The 20,557-nt window shown below is 54.6% G+C and carries 16 protein-coding genes and 2 pseudogenes; 4 read left to right on the top strand and 14 right to left on the bottom strand.

Going from position 1 to position 20,557, the window contains the following annotated elements:
* Positions 1–245 precede the first annotated feature (245 nt).
* From ACTG2J_RS21670 to ACTG2J_RS21645, 6 genes are read right to left on the bottom strand one after another with little or no spacing between them, the layout of a single operon-like run.
* Positions 246–1,424: a hypothetical protein gene (locus tag ACTG2J_RS21670; RefSeq protein ID WP_151286459.1), complete on the bottom strand. Its 1,179-nt coding sequence runs from the start codon at positions 1,422–1,424 to the stop codon at positions 246–248.
* 2 nt (positions 1,425–1,426) lie between these two features.
* Positions 1,427–2,089, bottom strand: a complete 663-nt coding sequence (locus ACTG2J_RS21665; protein WP_005339371.1) for an energy transducer TonB — start codon at positions 2,087–2,089, stop codon at positions 1,427–1,429.
* Complete coding sequence (locus ACTG2J_RS21660; protein WP_005339369.1) at positions 2,086–2,487, bottom strand: ExbD/TolR family protein; 402 nt, start codon at positions 2,485–2,487, stop codon at positions 2,086–2,088. Before ACTG2J_RS21660 ends, ACTG2J_RS21665 begins: the two co-directional genes overlap by 4 nt.
* Positions 2,484–3,014, bottom strand: coding sequence for a MotA/TolQ/ExbB proton channel family protein (locus ACTG2J_RS21655; RefSeq protein ID WP_368176258.1), 531 nt, complete (start codon positions 3,012–3,014; stop codon positions 2,484–2,486). Before ACTG2J_RS21655 ends, ACTG2J_RS21660 begins: the two co-directional genes overlap by 4 nt.
* Positions 3,011–4,315 carry a MotA/TolQ/ExbB proton channel family protein gene (locus ACTG2J_RS21650; RefSeq protein WP_368176259.1) on the bottom strand — a complete coding sequence of 435 codons (1,305 nt, stop codon included), beginning with the start codon at positions 4,313–4,315 and terminating at the stop codon, positions 3,011–3,013. The genes ACTG2J_RS21655 and ACTG2J_RS21650 overlap by 4 nt, the downstream gene beginning before the upstream one ends.
* Positions 4,312–5,073, bottom strand: a complete 762-nt coding sequence (locus ACTG2J_RS21645; protein WP_180349318.1) for a DUF3450 domain-containing protein — start codon at positions 5,071–5,073, stop codon at positions 4,312–4,314. The genes ACTG2J_RS21650 and ACTG2J_RS21645 overlap by 4 nt, the downstream gene beginning before the upstream one ends.
* A 210-nt stretch (positions 5,074–5,283) precedes the next feature.
* Here ACTG2J_RS21645 and ACTG2J_RS21640 point away from each other — a divergent pair, with 210 nt between their 5' ends.
* On the top strand, positions 5,284–6,060 hold the full coding sequence (locus ACTG2J_RS21640) for a helix-turn-helix transcriptional regulator (protein ID WP_005357256.1): 777 nt from the start codon (positions 5,284–5,286) through the stop codon (positions 6,058–6,060).
* Between the two features lie 246 nt (positions 6,061–6,306).
* Positions 6,307–7,299 (top strand): IS5 family transposase, encoded by a 993-nt coding sequence (locus ACTG2J_RS21635; RefSeq protein ID WP_439997891.1) that lies wholly within the window; start codon positions 6,307–6,309, stop codon positions 7,297–7,299.
* A gap of 699 nt (positions 7,300–7,998) precedes the next feature.
* On the opposite strand, the gene ACTG2J_RS21630 is transcribed toward ACTG2J_RS21635, so the two are convergent.
* From ACTG2J_RS21630 to xylA, 7 genes and pseudogenes are all read right to left on the bottom strand, one after another.
* A complete protein-coding gene (locus tag ACTG2J_RS21630) occupies positions 7,999–8,967 on the bottom strand; it encodes an aldose epimerase family protein (RefSeq protein ID WP_439997890.1) in 969 nt (322 codons plus the stop codon).
* A 29-nt stretch (positions 8,968–8,996) separates the two neighbouring features.
* Positions 8,997–9,143, bottom strand: a pseudogene (locus ACTG2J_RS21625) (galactokinase family protein); the annotation flags it as partial.
* Positions 9,140–9,280, bottom strand: a pseudogene (locus tag ACTG2J_RS21620) (UDP-glucose--hexose-1-phosphate uridylyltransferase); the annotation flags it as partial. The pseudogenes ACTG2J_RS21620 and ACTG2J_RS21625, both read right to left, overlap by 4 nt.
* 23 nt (positions 9,281–9,303) lie before the next feature.
* Entirely contained in the window at positions 9,304–11,295 is a 1,992-nt protein-coding gene (gene tkt, locus ACTG2J_RS21615) for a transketolase (protein ID WP_439997889.1), read from the bottom strand.
* Between the two features lie 103 nt (positions 11,296–11,398).
* Positions 11,399–12,349: a transaldolase gene (tal, locus tag ACTG2J_RS21610; protein WP_439997888.1), complete on the bottom strand. Its 951-nt coding sequence runs from the start codon at positions 12,347–12,349 to the stop codon at positions 11,399–11,401.
* 107 nt (positions 12,350–12,456) lie between these two features.
* Complete coding sequence (gene xylB, locus ACTG2J_RS21605) at positions 12,457–13,911, bottom strand: xylulokinase (RefSeq protein WP_439997887.1); 1,455 nt, start codon at positions 13,909–13,911, stop codon at positions 12,457–12,459.
* A gap of 69 nt (positions 13,912–13,980) precedes the next feature.
* A complete protein-coding gene (xylA, locus tag ACTG2J_RS21600; protein ID WP_439997886.1) occupies positions 13,981–15,303 on the bottom strand; it encodes a xylose isomerase in 1,323 nt (440 codons plus the stop codon).
* Between the two features lie 429 nt (positions 15,304–15,732).
* Between xylA and ACTG2J_RS21595 the strand changes: the two genes are divergently transcribed.
* Both ACTG2J_RS21595 and ACTG2J_RS21590 read left to right on the top strand, forming a co-directional pair.
* Positions 15,733–17,217 carry an MFS transporter gene (locus ACTG2J_RS21595; RefSeq protein ID WP_439997885.1) on the top strand — a complete coding sequence of 495 codons (1,485 nt, stop codon included), beginning with the start codon at positions 15,733–15,735 and terminating at the stop codon, positions 17,215–17,217.
* A gap of 147 nt (positions 17,218–17,364) precedes the next feature.
* Positions 17,365–19,044 carry a glycoside hydrolase family 43 protein gene (locus tag ACTG2J_RS21590; RefSeq protein WP_163150167.1) on the top strand — a complete coding sequence of 560 codons (1,680 nt, stop codon included), beginning with the start codon at positions 17,365–17,367 and terminating at the stop codon, positions 19,042–19,044.
* Positions 19,045–19,197: 153 nt separating this feature from the next.
* Here ACTG2J_RS21590 and ACTG2J_RS21585 read toward each other — a convergent pair whose 3' ends face one another.
* Positions 19,198–20,466 carry an IS4 family transposase gene (locus ACTG2J_RS21585; protein WP_439997884.1) on the bottom strand — a complete coding sequence of 423 codons (1,269 nt, stop codon included), beginning with the start codon at positions 20,464–20,466 and terminating at the stop codon, positions 19,198–19,200.
* Between the last annotated feature and the right edge of the window lie 91 nt (positions 20,467–20,557).

The raw sequence follows: 20,557 nt of genomic DNA, 5'->3' as shown, positions 1-20,557 counted from the left end.
TCACGCTTGTCGCGTTGAGGAGGCGCATATTACGCTTCTCACTTCGAAAGTCAAGCGATTGTTTTCGCTTTTCTTTCGGCGCCCACTTCGCTAGGAAGCTGGCTCATCAGTTTGGCGTGTTCCGCCGTGCTGGTAGGGGCGCATTATAGGGAGCCGCGCCGGGATGACAAGGGCTTTTTGCAAAAATGAGTTCGTTTGCTGAAAAAGCGAACTGAACGCCCCAAAACACCCCCTTGGCATCTCTTTTACGCCGCTTTTTTGCTCAATTCTTCGCTTTGTGCCCGGATATAGTTGACCCAGCTGGTTGCCTTCTGCTGCCAGTTATCCTGTTGCTGCAGCTCACGGGCCAGTTCCAGCGCCTGGGCATACTGCTCCTTATTAAGGTGTGCCTGCACCAGCAACGCTTTGGCGCGATTGCCTTGCTCGCCCTTCACCGACTTGATGGCTGCGAGCTGGGTCATGGCAGCATCAGTCTTGCCCTGTTGCAGCAGCAGCTCGGCGGCGCGCATGGCGGCTTTGGGCTGACCGTGCTGGTTGGCGAGCAGCTGCCAGCTATCGACCGCTTGTGACCACTCCCGGGCACCTTCCCATAATTGGGCCAGCAGTTGGCGGTTTTCAGCACTTTGCTTCATCTGTCCCTTGGCCATGGCCGCTTCCAGCAGACGGGCACCACGATAAGGCAGCCCTTGCCAGGCATAGAGACGGATCAGCTGGTTGCGGGCAGACGCATCATCCATCAGGTTTCTGTCGATAGCTGTTTGCAACAGAGCCAACGCCTGATCCCCACGTTTGGCGGAGAGGTTGAGCGACACCGCCTGCTGCCACCATTTGCTCTCTGTCGGCTCGTGACGGATCAGCTCGGCCGCCTGATCGGCAGCCACGCCATAACGTTGCTGAGCGGTGAGGGCGGAGAGACGAATGATGGCAGCCTGTTTCTGCCAACCCTTTTTCAACAACTGTTCGCTCTGACTGGCGGCGTCACCGTACTGCTTGTTGTGGTAATAGAGACCAGCCAGACGCAGGCGCAGCGCATCGTCTTGCTTGAGCGCCAGCGCCGCCTTGTAGCTGGCGATGGCACCAGACCAGTTGGATTGCTGGGCCTGAATATCGCCGCGCAGTCGCAGCAGCTGGAGCTGTTGTTGCTCGGGCCACTCTTTATAGGCAAGGGCCTGTTCGACATAACGGCTCGCCTGGGCGGTCTGTTGCAGATTGGCCGCCAGCGAGGCTTGCAACTGCGCCAGCCAGGCACGCTCGGCATCGCTATTTGGCTTGAGGCCGGACGCCTTGCTCTGGGCTTGTTGCCACTGACCGGACTGATAGAGCTTCATCACGGGTTCAAGCTGACGGGAGAAGTGAGGGCTGACCTCCATCGCCAGACAGGCTTGGCCGACCAGGGCCAGCAGACAGATCCAGATCCGCAACATAGTTATGACTCCAGTTTGAATTTTAGCGTGATGACTTGCACCAGCTTGTCGGTGGCGCCCGGTCTCGGCTGATAGCGCCACTTGTTGATCGCCTGAATGGCCGCCCGCTCGAACTGACGCTTGGGTTTGGCCTCGACCACTTCCACATCCTGCACGCCACCTTCGGCATTCACGCTAAAGCGCAGGGTGACGAATCCTTCGATCCCTGACTGCTGGGCACGATAGGGGTAGACCGGCTCGATCCGTTGCAGCGGCATCAGCATGTCACCTGCGCCTATACCCGCTCCCTGCTGCTGGCCGTGGTAGTTGCCACTCAATACCGGTGCGGTACTGGTCGCCACACCGGGGGCATAGACCTGCACCGCGCTGAGGCTGGAAACCAGATCCAGACTCGGCTCAACGGCCGCCAAGGGGGCCGCGGCAGGCATCGGCAGCGGTGTCGAGGCCAATGCCGCGGGAGGCTCTGGCAGAGGTTCAGGCTCCTGCGGCACCGGACGCTCGCGCACCTGCACCTCGGTCACCTCGTTCTGCATATTGATGACGATGGGCTTCTGTTCGCTCGCCACCTTCTCGCCCCGGGGCGGTTCAACCAGCGTGGCCATAAACAGCAGGATGCCCAGACTGAGGGCAATCCCCAGCCCCAGGCTCATCAGCTTGTATTTCATTTCGGCGCCACCGCCACGGCGATATTGGCGATACCCGCCGCCTTGGCCTCATCCATCACCCGCACCACCTTGCCGTGGGGCACCCGCTCATCGGCCTGGATAACCAGGCTGGCATCGGGCTGCTCTGCCAGCAGACGGGCGATGGTGGCCTGTACCCGCTCCACATCGATCTGCTTGCGGTCGAGGAATATCTGACCCTGAGCCCCGATCGCCAGCATGATGCTGGAAGATTTCTGCGCCTTGGCCTGACTGGCCTGAGGTCTGTGTACCTCGAGCCCGGCTTCACGCACGAAGGAGGTGGTGACAATAAAGAAGATCAGCATGATGAACACGATATCCAGCATGGGGGTCATGTCGATCTGCACTTCGTCACGCTGGCGTTTGGATTGCCGTCTCATTGCATTACCTTCTCTTCTCGCAGGCCGTCCCGGGTCTTGGCCAGCGCACGCTTGGCCTGACTCTCGAGCCGACTGAGTAACAACACGCCGGAGAGCGCCACCACCATGCCTGCCATGGTGGGGATGGTGGCGCGGGAGATCCCGCCCGCCATGCTCTCCGGGTTAAAGCGGTTGGCCGCGGCCAACGCATCGAATACGCCGATCATGCCGGTCACAGTGCCCAGCAACCCCAGCATGGGGCAGAGCACCACCAGGGTGCGGATGAAGATCAGATGACGGTTCAGTTCCAGCTCTGCCTGCGCCAGCCAGCGGCTGCGGATCGCCCGGGCGTGCCAACTGTGGCGCTCGCTGCGGGCCTGCCAGCGGCCGAGCAGCTGTTGCTGCAAGGGGCCAAAACCCAGATTGAGGTAGAGCAGCCACTCGATCATCAAAATCCACATCAGCACCAGCAAGGCCAGAATGACCCAGAGCACAGGGCCGCCACGGCCCATGAAACTCTGCAGCTGTTGCCAGATGTCGAGCATCATGCTGCTCGCTCCATCCCGCCGTTATTGCTCTCGGCGCGCTCGGCCAGAATGCCGGCCACCTGCTGCTCCAGTACATTGGAAAGCTCAGTGAAGCGCGATTGCAGCAGGCTGTGGGCCAGGATCAGCGGAATAGCCGCCACCAGACCCTGTACCGTGGTGACCAGTGCCATGGAGATGCCGCCCGCCATGATCTTGGGATCGCCGGTACCAAACTGGGTGATGGCCTGGAAGGTACCGATCATCCCGGTCACGGTACCGAGCAGGCCCAACATGGGGGCGATGGCCGCGATCACCTTGACCATGCCGATGCCGCGCTCCATGCGAGGGGTCTCCTGCAGGATCGCCTCATCAAGACGCAGCTCGAGGGTCTCCATGCTCAGCTCGGGGTGTTTTTCTGCCACCGTCAGCACCCGGCCAAGGGCGTTGTCGGCGTGATACTCGCCGCTCTTGAGCTGGCGGCGCACCCGACTCAGTTCGCGGGAGAGGCTCCACAGCCGTACCGCAGCGATACCCAAACCGATGGCGGCCAGCAGCACGATAATGGCGCCGACCTGACCACCTTGTTGTACCTGCTGCCAGAAGGTGGGCGCCTGTGCCAGCATCGCCAGCAGAGTGCCATGAGAAGGATCCAGCGGCAGCGCTTCCCCTTCCTGACCCTGATAAGCCGCAACGGCAGAGAGCACGCTACCGGGCAGACCCAGTACCGGGCTCAAGCCTTCGGCTGTCGGTTGCAGGAAGCCGTCACTCCCCAGCAGGGCAAAACTGCCAACCCGGGTCAGCGACTGCTCGCTGGCAGCCCCCTGGGCATCGAGCACCTTGCCGTTGAACTGGGCAATCCGGCCAGATTCACGGATCTCCTGCAGCAGCGTGGCGGGCAGCAGGGCGAGAGCGGCACGATCCGGTACCTGTTTATCCTGTGCCATGGCTTTCAGCGGGGCGAGACGCTCCGGGTACTGGCCCTCGACGGCGGATTCGCTCAGCAGCTTGACCGCATCGCTGGCGCTCTGACGGGTGACCGCGAAGATCTCGTTCATGTCGCCGGAGGCTTGCTCCCACTGGGCGTTGAGCTCGACCAGCTGCTTCTCGTTGCTGGCGAACTTGCCGGCCAGCTCCTTGCTCAGGCGCTGGGCCTCGGCCAGTCTGGCGCGGGCAGTGCCGAGCTCCTTGGCAACGGTCGCCAGATCTTGCTGAGCCTGCTGTTCACGAGCCTGTTCCTGCTGCTGCCACTCATCGGCGACAGCGGTGTTGGTACCGCAGGAGAGGGCAATAAGGAGGGGGAACCACTTCATGGTGACTCTCATGATTGGGCCTCCTGACTGCGGCTGACAGAGAGGGGGACATTGAGCAACTGGGGAACTTTCTTGTCGGCGGCCACATCCATCGCCTCGGCGATGGGGGAGAGCCACTGGCTGTCGAGGGCTTGCCACTGCTTAGCCTCGGCAGACCAGCGCCATGCCTGACTACGATCGGCCGTCATCGCCAGCAGGGAGACCCGACCCAACGCCAGCACATCGACCCGACGCGGAGCACCATCCAGCTCCAGCTCGGCGGAATAGCTGTCCATCCGGCTGCCGTACTCGGCTTCAATCTGATAGGCCTGCAGCAGCTGACGGAATTTCTCCGCCTCGCTAACGTCTGCGCGAGCCAGGGTCGCTTTCAACTGTTCAACCCGCGCCAAACGATCTTCCTTGCGCAGCGGAATGTCGTTTTGCACCAGCTGTTCCAGATCTGCCTGCATCTGCAACATCAGCGGGATCAAGCCCTGACGGGTCTCTTGCACCGCTTCCAGCTGCTGGCTCAATTTACCCAGCTCATTTTGCTGATCGGCCACCAGAGATTGCATGTAGCGGTTGTAGGCTTCGAGGTCGCGCAGTTGCAGCTGGGCATTTTGCAGCTCCAGTCGTGCGGCAACGGCGGCATCGGCGGCTTTTTCCACCCGCTGCTGGGAGGCTTTCCCGGCAGCTATGCTGTTCTTGAGGGCGGGAGCAACCAGCTCACCCCCGATGGCAGCAAAGTGGACTGACAGTGGCAGCAGGGCCACACCCCATAATTTGTTCATTGAAATATATCTTAATAATGATAACTATTATCATTATCTCAAATGCAGGGCGGACTGGCAACGAGAGGATTTTCTTGGCCTTTATGCACAAAAACAGGATAATTTTTAAGCACGCACGGAATAAGTGGCGCCAATAGCCACCGCACAAATATAAATAACGATAAAAAATCTTTTCGATCAGTGTGATAGAGATCGAAAAAGGAGAAAGTAATGCTCAACGATGCGATCTGGGAACATATCGACAAGTTCACCAAGGCAACAAAAACCAGCGATATCCAGCAACTGCTGGAGCGCTTCAGTCATCAAATGGGCTTTGATTACTTTCGGCTGCTGATTATTTTCCCCATCAGTATGCAAAAATCCCACGTGGCACTGTTCAACAACTGTCCGACCACCTGGTTTGACGCCTACAGCGAAAACCAGTATCTGACCCAGGATCCGGTGGTCTATCTGGGGCTGAAACAGACCCAGCCGATCTTCTGGAACAAGCTCGACTGCGACTCGCCCTGGCTGCCCAGCGCCAGCCGCGACGTGATGAACCTGGCCGCCGATTTCGGGGTACGCAATGGCGTCTCCTTTCCGCTGCACACCCCGCAGGGGGAGCACGGCATCCTCTCATTCATCACCAAGGAGAAATCCAACTCCGACCTGATGTTTGAAAATGTTCCGCTGCTGTCGTTCTGCGCCAGCTACATCTTCAACTCCGCACTGCAACTGATCAAAAGCAGACCGGATATGATGAAATACCTGACCGAACTATCGGATCGGGAGAAGGAGTGCCTGTTCTGGGCCAGCGAGGGCAAGACCTCCTGGGAGATCGCCACCATCCTCGGCATCAGCGAGCGGACGGTCAACTTTCACCTAACCCAGGTGACCAACAAGACCGACTCGAAGAACCGCAGTCAGGCCATAGCCAAAGGGATCACCAGCGGCATCATAGTGCCCTCCCTCGACGAGGTCACCATCACCAACCTGCGGCTGTCGTAACCCCTCAGCCGAAACAAAAAGAGCCGCAATTGCGGCTCTTGTGGGATAAAAATAAAGTTTCATCCCACATAGCAGAAAAACGGCCGTTTTTTCGGTCAAAATAGAAGCTAAAGTATCATCCTAAATCCGGCCATAAAACTACATAGGCCGAGATGCATGAAAATAAAGTTTCATCCTAGGGAAGGTGCGAACAAGTCCCTGATGTGAGATCATGAGCCCCACTTAGCATCAGGGATGAGGTTCAGCATGAGTCACCAACTCACCTTCGCGGATAGCGAGTTCAATGGTAAACGCCGCAAAACCCGCAAAGAGATATTCTTGGCTCGCATGGACGCGTTGCTCCCATGGTCAAGGATGCTGGAGGTCATCGAACCCGTCTATCCCAAGGCTGGTAACGGGCGTCGTCCCTACCCACTCGACACTATGCTCCGCATTCACTGCATGCAGCAGTGGTACAACCTCAGCGACGGCGCCATGGAAGACGCACTCTACGAGATTGCCTCGATGCGTCTGTTTGCCAAACTCTCCCTGGACCAGGCCATCCCTGACCGCACTACCATCATGAATTTCCGGCATCTGCTGGAGCAGCACCAACTGGCTCGCCAACTCTTCGACGCCATCAACCAGTGGCTCTGTGACGCTGGTATCATGATGAAGCAAGGCACGCTGGTCGATGCCACCATCATCGAAGCCCCCAACTCCACCAAAAACAAGCGTGGAGAGCGTGACCCCGAGATGCATCAGACCAAGAAAGGCAATCAGTGGTATTTCGGCATGAAGGCCCATATTGGCGTCGACGCCAAGAGTGGCCTGACTCACAGTCTGGAGACCACGTCAGCCAACGAGCACGACCTCAATCAGGTGGGTCATCTGCTCCATGGCAAGGAAGCGTTTGTGTTCGCTGATGCCGGATATCAGGGGGCTGAACATCGTGAAGAGCTGGCCGATGTGAAGGCTGAATGGGCGATTGCCATGCGCCCTGGCAAACTCAAGGAACTCAAAAAGCATCCTCGTAAAAACAAGGGAGTCATTGCTTTTGAGCGGCTCAAATCCAGCGTCCGCGCCAAGGTGGAACATCCGTTCCGACTTATCAAACGTCAGTTTGGCTTTGTGAAAGCACGGTACAAGGGGCTGCGCAAGAACGACAACCAACTGGCGATGTTGTTTACGCTGGCGAATCTGTTTCGAGTGGACCAGATGATACGGGGATGGGATAGCTGCGTCCAAAATGCGAGGTAATCCCATAAAAAGGGGATAATGGAGCAAAAAGCCAGATTTTGGAGTAAATACGTCCGAATTTTGAAGTAATGAAATTTTAAAATGTGGGCATATTACTCATGATGAAGGTGCGATCCACTTGTTCGCACCTTCCCTAGCAGTCTAACCATAGAAATGGTCTGGACCAGTCCTTGTCGCAACTGATCAGAAAGACTCGAGCCATCAGTGAGTGGCGACTCTTTGCAATAAACGCGCAGTGTCGCTTTTTCTCCAGGTCGTCTGCCAGAACGCATTAGCTGCGTAGCATTCAATTTTGCCAGCCTGCCCCGGCTGCCAGTCATCCCATGTCATTCACTAGGGGCGTTCGTGGGGACAACAGCATTATCGTTGCAAAACCTGCGGCAAGACATTCAATCAGCTGAATGGCCCGACCCGGCAGGACTGCATCACAAGCTTAAGTGGACCACCTATGCCAACTACCTCAGCCGGGGGCTGTAGCTGAGCGCGGCTGCAAATGAATGTGGTATCAACTTAAGAACCGCGTTTCGCTGACCCACAGCCACCACACATCGTTTACAACTTCTGTGTCCCGCTCTCATCACCTAATTGATTCGAGAAGCAGCAGCCCCCCCTCCCGCGGGGGAGAAGGGCGCCGAGGGCGTTTTCCCAGGGTGGCAACACTGCGCAACCCGGTTCTGCATTTTTGCCCTCGGGAGGGACTCAATTTGAGGGGAACAGGCGGTAGCGGGTGAGATGACGATAGGTCTCGCCCGGCAGGAGCCAGGGATCCCCCAGCTCGGGCCGGTTTGGGCTGTCCGGGAGTTGCTGAGCCTCGAGGCAGAGCCCCTGATGGTTGCGCCACTCACCGCCGCCGAGGGCCGGTGTGCCGCTCAGCCAGTTACCGGTGTAGAGCTGCACCCCGGGCTGGTCAGTATACATCTCTAGCTTCAGGCGCTCATCGCCGGCAACCAGGGTCACTGCAGGTTTATCCTCAGTTGTGTCGAGCAGGAAACAGTGATCAAAGCCGCGCGCCAGCATCTGTTGCGGATGGCTGAGCCACTGCTGACCGATGCGGCGTCCGTGGCGCAGGTCGAAAACCCCCTCCACTCCGGCACGCTCCAAGGGCAGCAAGAGTTCGTCGATCGGCAGATAATGGTCGGCAGCCAGGGTGATTCTGTGATCCCGCACGTCGCCCCCGTCCAGATTGAAATAGGCGTGACTGGTGAGGTTGACTGGCGTCGGCGCGTCAGTGGTTGCGCCGATCTCGATCACTAGGTCGAACCCCTCCAGCCGGTACTCCAGCTCGACGGCCAGGTTGCCAGGAAAGCCCTGCTCCCCGTCTGCCAGCAGGGTGTGCAGGCGGATGCGATCCTCGCCCTGCTCAACGAGGTCCCAGAGACGGTTGTGCAGGGACTGGCTGCCGCCGTGCAGGCAGGTGGGGCCCTCGTTGGCGTCCAGCTGCCACTCCTGGCCGTCCCGCGCCAGACGGGCGTTGCCGATGCGGTTGGCGAAGCGGCCGACCATGGCCCCCAGATAAGCGCTCTGGAGGGGGTAGTCGAACGGTTCGCACGCCAGCAGCACGTTGCGATAGCGGCCGTCGACCGGTACGGCAAGGCTGGTCAGGGTCGCGCCGAAGTCCAGCACGCCGACACGCAAACCCGCCTCGTTCTGCAGATGAAACTCTCTCATGCGATCACCCCGGACCCGGCTTTGGCGCAGTCGATAGCGCAGGGCAGCACGAAGCCGTCGTTGTGGTCGGTGTGCTCGCCGATGAGGTTGAAGCAGCCGGGGGCTACCATCAGTAGGTCGGGTTGCGGTTCAAACTGCTCGGCAAAAACGGCGCTGGAGCGTTGGCTCGGGGTCATGGGGTTACCTCATTAGTTTTGGGGGGAGAAAGCCCCAGCCATTCTGCGGCTTTCTCCGGGGTCAGATCGCGCTGGGTCAATGCCAACATCTCAAAACCCACCATGAACTTGCGCACTGTGACGGGGCGCAACAGGGGGGTATCTGCCCAACGTTCAGCGATTACAGGGATTCGGCGGTGGCGACCACGTTTTCCACGGTAAAGCCGAATTCCTTGAACAGCAGCTCGGCCGGTGCAGATTCACCGAAGGTGTGCATGCCGATGATCTTGCCGTTCAGGCCCACGTACTTGTACCAGTAGTCGGCGATGCCCGCTTCGATGGCGACGCGCTTGGTGACGGAGGACGGCAGCACGGACTCCTTGTACTCGGCGGATTGGGCGTCGAACACGTCGGTGGCCGGCAGGGAGACCACACGCACGGCACGACCCTTGGCGGTCAGCTCAACGTAGGCAGCCACGGCCAGCTCCACTTCGGAACCTGTGGCGATCAGGATGATCTCCGGGGTACCGGCACAATCCTTCAGCACATAGCCACCCTTGGCGACGTCGGCCAGCTGCTGGGCAGTACGGTCCATCTGGGCCAGGTTCTGACGGGAGAAGATCAGGGAAGTCGGGCCGTCTGTGCGCTCGATGGCGTGCTTCCAGGCTACCGCGGACTCCACCTGGTCACAGGGACGCCAGGTGCTCATGTTCGGCGTCAGGCGCAGGGAGGCGATCTGCTCGACCGGCTGGTGAGTCGGGCCATCTTCACCCAGACCGATGGAGTCGTGGGTGTAGACGAAGATGGCGCGCTGCTTCATCAGGGCGGCCATGCGCAGAGCGTTGCGAGCGTATTCCATGAACATCAGGAAGGTGGCGCCGTAGGGAATGAAGCCACCGTGCAGGGCGATGCCGTTCATGATGACGGACATGCCGAACTCGCGCACACCGTAGTGGATATAGTTGCCGGAGGCATCTTCATTGGTCAGGGACTTGGAGCCGGACCACATGGTCAGGTTGGACGGCGCCAGATCCGCGGAACCACCCATGAACTCGGGCAGCAGCTTGCCGAACGCTTCCAGGGCGTTCTGGGACGCCTTGCGGGTGGCGATCTTGGCCGGGTTCGCCTGCAGGGCTTCGATGATCTTGGCGGATTCAGCGGCCCAGTTGGCCGGCAGCTCGCCAGTGGTGCGACGCTTGAACTCGGCAGCCAGGGTCGGGTGTGCGGCTTCATAGGCGGCAAACTTGGCAGCCCAGTCGGCTTCCAGCTTGGTGCCCTTCTCCTGGGCATTCCACTCGGCGGCGATGTCAGACGGGACGACGAAGGGCGCGTGATCCCACTTCAGGAAGGCGCGGGCGGCGGCGATCTCGTCGTTGCCCAGCGGTGAGCCGTGGCAGTCGTGGGAGCCGGACTTGTTCGGGGAGCCGTAACCGATGATGGTGCGGCAGCAGATCAGGGTCGGCTTGCCGGTCTCGGCCTTGGCGGCCTCGATGGCGGCATTGATGGCTTCCGGGTTGTGACCGTCAACGGCCGGGATGACGTGCCAGCCGTAGGCTTCGAAGCGCTTGGGGGTGTCATCGGTGAACCAGCCCTCGACGTGACCGTCGATGGAGATGCCGTTGTCATCCCAGAAGGCGATCAGTTTGCCCAGTTGCAGGGTACCTGCCAGGGAACACGCTTCGTGGGAGATACCTTCCATCAGGCAGCCGTCGCCCATAAAGGCATAGGTGTAGTGGTCAACGATGTCATGACCCGGCTGGTTGAACTGCTCAGCCATGGCTTTCTCGGCGATCGCCATACCAACGGCGTTGGTGATGCCCTGACCCAGCGGGCCAGTGGTGGTTTCCACGCCCGGTGCATAGCCGTACTCCGGGTGACCCGGGGTGCGAGAGTGCAGCTGGCGGAAGTTTTTCAGATCGTCGATGGAGAGGTCATAACCGGAGAGGTGCAGCAGGGAGTACAGCAGCATGGAGCCGTGGCCGTTGGAGAGAATGAAACGGTCGCGGTCGGCCCACTTGGGGTTGTTCGGGTTGTGCTTGAGGTGGCTACGCCACAGCACTTCGGCGATGTCTGCCATTCCCATGGGGGCGCCCGGGTGACCGGAGTTGGCTTTTTGAACGGCATCCATACTCAATGCGCGAATGGCATTGGCAAGCTCTTTACGAGAAGGCATCTGTATCTCCTGCGATTGCTTCATTTGGTGACCAAGACTGTGTTTGGCGCATTATTGCTACAATGGAACTCTAGTGAGGCCCATACTGTTTGTGTAAAAGGCATCAAAGATGCTTGGCCAGCATGGTTTCCAGCTTCCCCTGATCGACGGCGAACATGCGGATGCCTTCGGCCAGTTTCTCGACCGCCATGGCGTCCTGGTTCAGTTCCCAGCGGAACTCGGCTTCGCTCATTGGTACCGGTTTTGCCTTGCGCTCACCAACGTAGTTCAGCTTACGTACTAGGTTGCCTTCGCTCTTACTCAACTCTTCAAGCAGGGCTGGGCCTATGGTCAGCCGATCACAACCGGCCAGTTCCAGGATCTCGCCGGTATTGCGGAAGCTCGCCCCCATGACCACGGTCGGGTAGTCGTGCTGCTTGTAGTAGTCGTAGATGGCGGTGACTGACACCACGCCCGGATCTTCCACCGCGCTGTAGTCACGGTTGTGCTTGGCCTTGTACCAGTCGAGGATGCGGCCCACGAACGGGGAGATCAGGAAGGCACCGGCTTCGGCACAGGCACGGGCCTGGGCGAAGGAGAACAGCAGGGTCAGGTTGCACTGGATGCCTTCCTTCTCCAGCACCTCGGCGGCGCGGATCCCCTCCCAGGTGGAGGCCAGCTTGATCAGGATGCGATCGTTGGCGATGCCGGCCTCGTTGTAGAGGCGGATCAGCTTGCGGGCCTTGGCGATGCTGGCGTCGGTATCGAAAGATAGACGGGCATCCACTTCGGTGGAGATGCGGCCCGGCACGATGTTCAGTACTTCCAGGCCGATGTTGACCGCCAGCTTGTCGCCCGCGTCGATGATTTGCTGCGCCTTGTCCTGGCTCTGGGATTTGGCCCAATGGAGGGCATCTTCGATCAGCACTGCGTATTCGGGGATCTCTGATGCCTTCAGGATCAGGGAGGGGTTAGTAGTGGCATCGATGGGTTGGTAGCGCTTGATTGCTTCGATGTCGCCGGTATCGGCGACGACGGTGGTCAGGGTTTTCAGCTGAGTTAACTTATCGGTCATAGTAATTCACATCTCTTCATGAGGGAGCAATCCCGGATGGCGGGCATTACAACTTGGAAGTTGAAATCACGAGCCCTTTAAATCTTCAGACACCACGACAGAAAGTGTCACGACATCAATGGCAGCAACTGCTGGTAAAGCTGACTAAATACCTGTCGGCGCCCGGCGTAGAGCTTATGACGCGCCATATCCGGTTTGTGCTGCTGTTCCAGCGGTAACTGCGGCAGCAGCGATTGCAAAGATTGCCCCGGTGACATAGCAATTTGAGCAAGACGTGCAGCACCCAGTGCGGGGCCAATATCCCCTCCGGTGCGGTAATCCAGGGTTTGCCCGCTGATATCCGCTAGCATTTGCCGCCAGTAAGGGCTACGCGCACCGCCGCCGATAAGTGTCACACTCAGTGGTGTGATGCCGCAGGAATGTACTGCATCCATGCCATCTGCCAGCGCATAACCCACGCCCTCAAGAACAGCACGAGCGAGCTCTGCAGGCCCATGCTGATGGGTTAATCCGAAGAACACGCCTTTTGCCTGCGGGTTATTGTGCGGAGTACGTTCTCCGGAAAGGTAAGGCAGGAACCACACTGCATCGGCTGCTTCGTTAGACTTCTCGGCGGCGGCAAGCAGTGCAGGAACGGTCCCCAGCCCGGTGAGTTTTGCTGCCCAGTCCAAGCAGGAGGCTGCGCTGAGCATCACGGACATTAAGTGCCAGCGGTTTGGCAACGCATGGCAGAAGCTGTGCACCGCACTTTCGGGTTTGCTACGGAAGCCATCGCTAACAGCGAAGTAAACTCCCGATGTGCCAAGCGATAGCATGGCCTGACCCGTATCCACCATACCTACACCTACGGCACCTGCCGCATTATCACCACCACCGGCAACAACCGGCACCGCTGGCATTTTCCACACCTGTGCGACGTCGGCTTTGATAACTCCGGTGATCTCACTACCTTCGTACAAATCAGGCATATGCTGGCGACTTAAATGGCAGGCATCGAGCATGCTGTCGCTCCAGTCTCGCTTGGCTACATCAAGCCACATCGTCCCCGCTGCATCAGACATGTCACTTGCGAAATCGCCCGTTATGCGCAACCGCAGGTAATCTTTCGGCAGCAATACTTTATTGATTTGCGCAAAAATTTCAGGTTCATGGCGTTCAACCCACAGCAGTTTAGGGGCCGTAAAGCCAGGCATCATCAGGTTACCTGTGATGTCACGGGAATCCTCCAACTTGGCTTCAATCAGAGCACACTCTTCGCCGCTGCGGCCATCGTTCCATAAAATGGCAGGGCGGAGAACTTGTTGTTTACTGTCCAGAAGCGTTGCACCGTGCATCTGCCCGGCAATCCCCAACGCCTTGACCTCTCTAAGGGAATGCTGCTCACCGAGCGCTTTCATTGCCCGATCCGTCGCCTGCCACCAATGTTCTGGGTCTTGCTCTGACCATAATGGATGCGGGCGAGAGGCGCTCAGAGGTTCAGTGCGGGAGGCAAGCACCTCTCCTTTTTCCCCAAGCAGAATCGCTTTCACACCCGAAGTTCCAAGATCGATTCCGATGTACATGGTTACCACTCCTAATGACCGCGCCACGAAGACCGTGGCGCGTAGATGATTGTTTATTGCACAGTAAATTTATCGATCAAACATGTAGTGATTAACCAGGTTTTCCAACAATTCCTGATGACCACTCTGATGCTGCGGTGCCAGATTGTGCTGTTCTGCATACTCTGCAAGCTGTGCTAAGGACATCTGCCCTTTCAGAATTTGCTGACCGAATTCACCATTCCAGCCGGCGTAGCGCTTCGCTACGCGTTTATCGAGTTCGCCATCTTCAATCATCCTGGCGGCGATTTTCAGTGACTGCGCCATCACATCCATCGCACCAATGTGACCATAGAACAGGTCGTATTTATCAGTGCTTTGACGACGTACCTTGGCATCAAAGTTCAGTCCGCCGGTAGAGAAGCCCCCTGCTTTGAGGATTTCGTACATCACCAGCGAATTTTCTTCCACGCTGCTTGGGAACTGGTCAGTATCCCAGCCAAGCTGCGGGTCGCCACGGTTTGCGTCAACTGAACCGAAGATCCCCAGTGCGATGGCGCTGGCGATTTCATGGTGGAAGGAATGGCCGGCAAGGGTTGCATGGTTTGCTTCGATATTTACTTTGATTTCCTTCTCCAGGCCGAACTGTTTCAGGAAGCCATAAACTGTCGCCACGTCGTAGTCATACTGATGTTTAGTTGGTTCTTGTGGCTTCGGCTCAATCAGCAGCGTGCCACGGAAACCAATCTTGTGTTTATGCTCAACCACCATTTGCATAAAGCGGCCGAGTTGCTCACGCTCTTGGCGCAAGTCGGTATTGAGCAGCGTCTCATAACCTTCGCGCCCGCCCCACAGCACATAGTTCTCGCCGCCCAATTTATGAGTTGCATCCATGGCAGCAACGACTTGGGTTGCAGCCCGGGAGAAGACCTCCGGATCTGGGTTCGTGGCCGCGCCCGCACCATAGCGTGCATTAGTGAAGCAGTTTGCCGTACCCCACAGCAGTTTCACGCCACTTTCTTGCTGTTTTTGCGCCAGGTATTCGGTCATTATTGCGAAGTTATTTTTGTATTCCTTAACCGAAGAGCCTTCCGGTGATACATCGATATCATGGAAACAGTAATACGGCACATTCAGCTTATGAAAGAATTCAAAGGCGACATCAGCCTTACTCTTGGCAAGAGCGATGGCATCTCCTGCTTGCAGCCACGGGCGCTCGAAGGAACCGGCACCGAACATATCTGCGCCATTCCAGCAGAAGTTGTGCCAATAACAGGCGGCAAAGCGCAGGTGTTCTTCCATTCGTTTGCCCAGAACAAGTTCATCTGGGTTGTAGTGACGAAAAGCCAGCAGGTTTGCTGTTTTAGGGCCTTCAAAACGGACGCGGTCCAGTTGATCGAAATAAGCTTGCATAATGAACTCCGTGATCTAGAACGTGGCAAATAAAACGACTATGACGTCATCTTGTATCTTCTTGGCAGATGGCTCAATTTCGTAATTTCACTTGGCTATTCAGAAAATTCTCAAACGTGAGCCATCTCACGAAAATATCGTTATGAATCTAACGCGTCGAGCGTCATATGAATTACTTGTATTCGGGGGGCATATGACAAGGGCTATAATAAAATTCTGGTTTTGTAGGGTGTGTTCACCTACTGAAGATGTTGCCCGTGAGTCGCCAATCAATGCTTGGGTCGGGTGACCTGGTAAGTGTTCTTTGTTCAGTAGATCACAGAAGTAAAAAAACATAATTAAGTAATATAAAAACACAATGGATCCACCGAGATAAGGCATGGCATAAACTACGCCACATTCGCATGAGAAACCGGTGAGGTCATAAAGATGAGTGCAAGTACAATGCAATGTCGTAATTATAATAATGAAAATCATAAAAGTCGACATGATGAATATCATAAGTTAACTCGCGGAGAGCGTATTGGCTATGGGTTGGGTGACTTTGCTCAAAACCTTGTCTTTGGCACAATAGGAGGTTTTCTTGCTCTTCACATGACGACTGTAAATGCAATCGGTACAGCAACCGCTGGTTTCATATTTCTTTTTGTCAGGATCGTTAACGTTGTTTGGGATCCTTTGGTGGGAACCTTTGTTGACAAAAGAACTTCAAAAGCTGGTAAGTATCGCCCTTGGCTTTTAAGGGCAGGTATTCCACTTGTTATTCTTGCCGCTTTAATGTTTGCACCAATTCCTGGAGTCAGAGGCTCAGTTGCTTTTGCATTTATCGTTTATTTAGCACTGGATTTAATTTATTCAGTTGTGAACATTCCTTATGGTTCTCTTAATGCTTCATTGACTAGGGACCCTGAATCTATTGATAAGCTAACCGGTACGAGAATGATGCTGGCCAATGGTGCCAATCTACTTGTCTATACCCTATTCCCAATGTTTGTACAAATGGCCGCACCAAAGGATCGAATCCTAAAGGATACTGGTTTTTTTGGACTTGAGTTAAATTTGGGTAACTATACCGATCCATCAGCTGATTACGCGTGGTTTGGTGTTTATTCGGTTTATATGATAATAGGCGCTGTTGCACTTTTCATCTCATATAAATTCACAAAAGAGCGTGTTGTTGCTTCTGAAGAACAAACTGCCAACGTAAAAGCGACAGATCTATTCCTTGAACTCAAAAATAATAGGCCGCTTGTCATTCTTGGGTTTTTCTTCATGTTGGCCTTTACGTTCATGTTTTTCATGAACACTGTTAATGGCTTTTTCACTCAGTATGTTGTCGGCCATTCAGAATGGATGGGGGCTGTTGGCCTTGTAGCCTCAATTCCTGGTATTTTACTTCCAGTTTTTTGGCCAAGACTCAAGAAAATTTTTGGTAAAAAAGGGTTCTTCCATCTTTTCCTTGGCATGTTTATTGTCGGTGAATTGTTGACTTACGTTTGGTCACTCGATGGAATGCATGATGCACTTTGGCTTGCTTACATTGCTACATTCATTAAACAATGGGGTCTAACTTCGGCAACTGGATTCATGTGGGCCCTTGTTCCTGAAGTTATTGCTTATGGCGAGTTAAAATCAGGCAAGCGAAATGCTGCAATCATTAATGCTATTATGGGACTTTTCTTCAAGATTGGTTTTACTATTGGCGGCGCTGTGCCACTCTGGCTACTTGCCTCTTATGGATTTAACCAAACTGATGTGCTTCAAAATGCAAATGCTATCGCCGGAATAAATATGGCAGCAATTTGGATTCCAATAGTTTTAGCTGCTGTGTCGATGATCATTATGCAAATGTATCCAATCTCAGACGAAAAAATGATAGACATAAACCGTCAGCTTGATGAGAAGCGTGGGTAGATATTTTTTAGTATAAAACCAAAATGCGTGATTACCCATGAAATACAGTCTAATAAGATAAGGTGTTGAGCTGAATATAAATAATCGCTTAGCATGGGTAATCAAAAAAATTATAAGCAAGTACATTTTAATAAAAGGTAATGTCATATGCCACTTATTCAAAACCCTGTATTACCTGGATTTAATGCAGACCCAAGTATTATCCGTGTAGGGGACACTTACTATATCGCCAATTCTACATTTGAGTGGTTCCCAGGTGTTCGATTACATGAGTCAAAAGACCTAGAACACTGGAATCTTCTCCCAAGTCCATTGTCAACAACAACTCTTTTAGATATGAAAGGAAATCCTTCATCCGGTGGGATTTGGGCTCCTGATCTCTCTTATGCCGATGGCAAATTCTGGTTGGTTTATACTGACGTGAAAGTCACAGAAGGCGCCTTTAAGGACATGACCAACTACCTGACCACTGCAACAGATATTCGTGGTCCATGGACAGATCCCATCAAACTTAATGGCGTCGGTTTTGATGCTTCATTATTCCATGACGAAGATGGTCGTAAATATATCGTTCAACAAACCTGGGACCATCGAGAGTACCATCATCCCTTCGATGGTATTACATTGACTGAACTTGATACAAAGACACTGAAATTAAAACCAGAAACAGCACGTACCATTTATCGAGGCACTGCCGTTGCGCTTGTTGAGGGGCCACATCTCTACAAACTGAACGGATATTATTATCTTTTCGCTGCTCAGGGGGGGACAGTTTTTACCCACCAAGAGGTTGTTGCTCGTTCAGCAACTCTGGGCGCTAACAGTTTTGAAACAGAGCCAGGGGAAGTTTTCTTAACTAACGTAGATACTCCAGACAGTTACATCCAAAAACAGGGACATGGCGCTTTGGTATCGACCCCCAAAGGAGAGTGGTATTATGCCTCGCTTTGCGCCCGTCCGTGGAATCGCCCAGGTGAGTCTGCGTATGATCCTCGTGGTTGGTCAACTCTTGGTAGAGAAACGTCTATTCAAAAAGTTTATTGGGATGAAGATGGCTGGCCCCGTATTGAAGGAGGCCACGGTGGAAAAACGTTTGTCGAAGGGCCAATAGATGTCATTTACACCGAAAGGTTAAAAGATCATAGCCAGCGCGATGAGTTTAAAACCTCTAAGCTCGATCTCAACTGGAATACACTTCGTGTCCCGTTTACAGAGAAGATGGGTACAGTAGGCGATGGCAGTTTGACTTTAATTGGGCAAGGTTCTTTAGCGAATACTCATGACTTGTCACTTATTGCCCGGCGTTGGCAAGCCTTTTATTTTGATGCTCAAGTTAAAGTGAAATTTAACCCATTTAATTATCAGCAAATGGCAGGGTTAACGAACTACTACAATGATCGCCACTGGAGTTTTATTTTTATCACTTGGAATGAGATTAATGGATCAGTCATCGAAATAGGTGAGAATAATCGTGGAAAGTATACATCATACTTGAAGGATGATGCGATTAAGGTTCCAGAATATGCTGAATTTGTCTGGTTCCGCACGAAAGTTAGAAAAGAAAGTTATACTTATGAATACAGCTTTGATGGGATCAATTTCACTGAAATCCCTGTCAAATTAGATGCTGCAATTCTTTCTGACGATTATGTTCTGCAAAGTTATGGCGGATTCTTTACCGGGGCATTCGTTGGTCTTGCGGTAGTAGACTACTCTGGTTACGATGCCAACGCTAAATTTTATAATTTTTATTATAAGGAGCTTGGTGATTCATTGGTTGCAAATGGAATTTACACCTGGGACGCAAGTGAATCACGTTTCGATTAAATAATAAAGAACCTACGTTATCTCTAAGGTAACGTAGGTTCGAAATTTTTAAGAGTTTAATTGATGTTTAATTTTTTAGCACAGTCGTTGTTTATTTAACAAACATCCCAACCAGTACAGATATTGATATATTCACTGTTCATGTACAGGGCCTTAAGAAAAAACGTCAATTAAAACACCTTCCAAAGTCCTGTTTTGTATCGATTTTCTTTGCTTTGTCCGGCGAGCGTTTTTTGACAGAAAATCAACGGCCCATTCCAGTCGCTCCCTTATTTCGCTGATGGCTCGGTGCGCTATTGCTTCCAATATCGGCAGCCACCATGTCACACCACTCTTCGCAGCCTTGAGCGTCGATAGACCCTCTTTCATCAGCGTCTGTGCCACTCGTCGTTTCAGCACCAACGACAGCAGGCTGGCCCACACCAGACCCTCGGCGATCGCTTGCTGGCCTGTCACGAAGCCCTTGAGGTTGTTGTGCGATTTCCACTCCTTGAACAGCAACTCGACCTGCCAGCGGCAGCGATACAGACGCATTACGCGCTCTGCTGGCCATGTCTCTCGTGGCAAGTTGGTCATCCAGACGCAGAATCGCTTCTCCTCGGCGAACCAGCGCCGGAGCAATCGATACTCGTACTTACCCGATCTCACATCCATATCCAGCACTTCTGCCCGGCAGTGCCGCCGTCCTGCCTCCTTGAGTGACATGCCGGTCAGCTTGGGGACTGTTCGCCCATCATCGCGCCAGGCACTGAGGATCTCCGGGTTCAAGTTCTTGCCCCCCCGAACCAGATAAAAGCCACCAGCCTTGTTCACCTCGGCAAAATAGGCGTGGCTGATGTAACCCGCATCCGCCAGCAGCAGGCTGCCGGTCAGCGCATTGGCATCAGGAAGAAACTGGCGCTCAGACGCCGTGTCAGCAGAGAGCTGCATACAGACCGGTTTTTGTTCCAGCAGTGACATGAGCATGTGACATTCGATGGCGGCTGGACTGATGGTCTTGAATCGTCCGGGAAAGACCGTAGCCAAGCGTTTGTGAACCGCAAAAGAGGAACCATCCTGAAGCAACACTTGCTTGAAAGCGCCCTGTGCAACATCAGTCACCTGCTGACCAATGCGCAGGGCAATGGCTCGCTCAACCAGGGCTTTCATAAACTGGGCAAACGCGGGTTTGCGCAACTGATTATGAAAGGGTTTGTAGGAGACTTGATGGCCACCTACGAGCTGCAAGCCATTGAAATGCTGATGCAAACTGGCAATGGCCGCGACCGTGTCCCCACCGAAAGCGCGTAGCAGGGAGGTGACCATCATCCAGGGGGTAATGGCACGCAGACGCAGGCAAAACTTACAGAGGCGTGCAATGCGCTCGAGCTCGGCGGGAACGAGGAGTTGATTGAGATAGTGATTGGCGTGGATAATAGTCATGGCTTCGGGCGTGGCGGTTTTGTTTGGCGATAGAATCAGATCACAAACGAAGCATTTTTTATATCTATTTCAATTGGTTGCCGCTAAAGAT

Origin of the sequence: Aeromonas sp. 6P, assembly GCF_051919525.1 — a bacterium.
GTDB classification, from domain to species: domain Bacteria; phylum Pseudomonadota; class Gammaproteobacteria; order Enterobacterales; family Aeromonadaceae; genus Aeromonas; species Aeromonas veronii.
The sequence above is the reverse complement of the archived record's forward strand: the minus strand, read 5'-3'. Positions and strand labels throughout refer to the sequence as shown.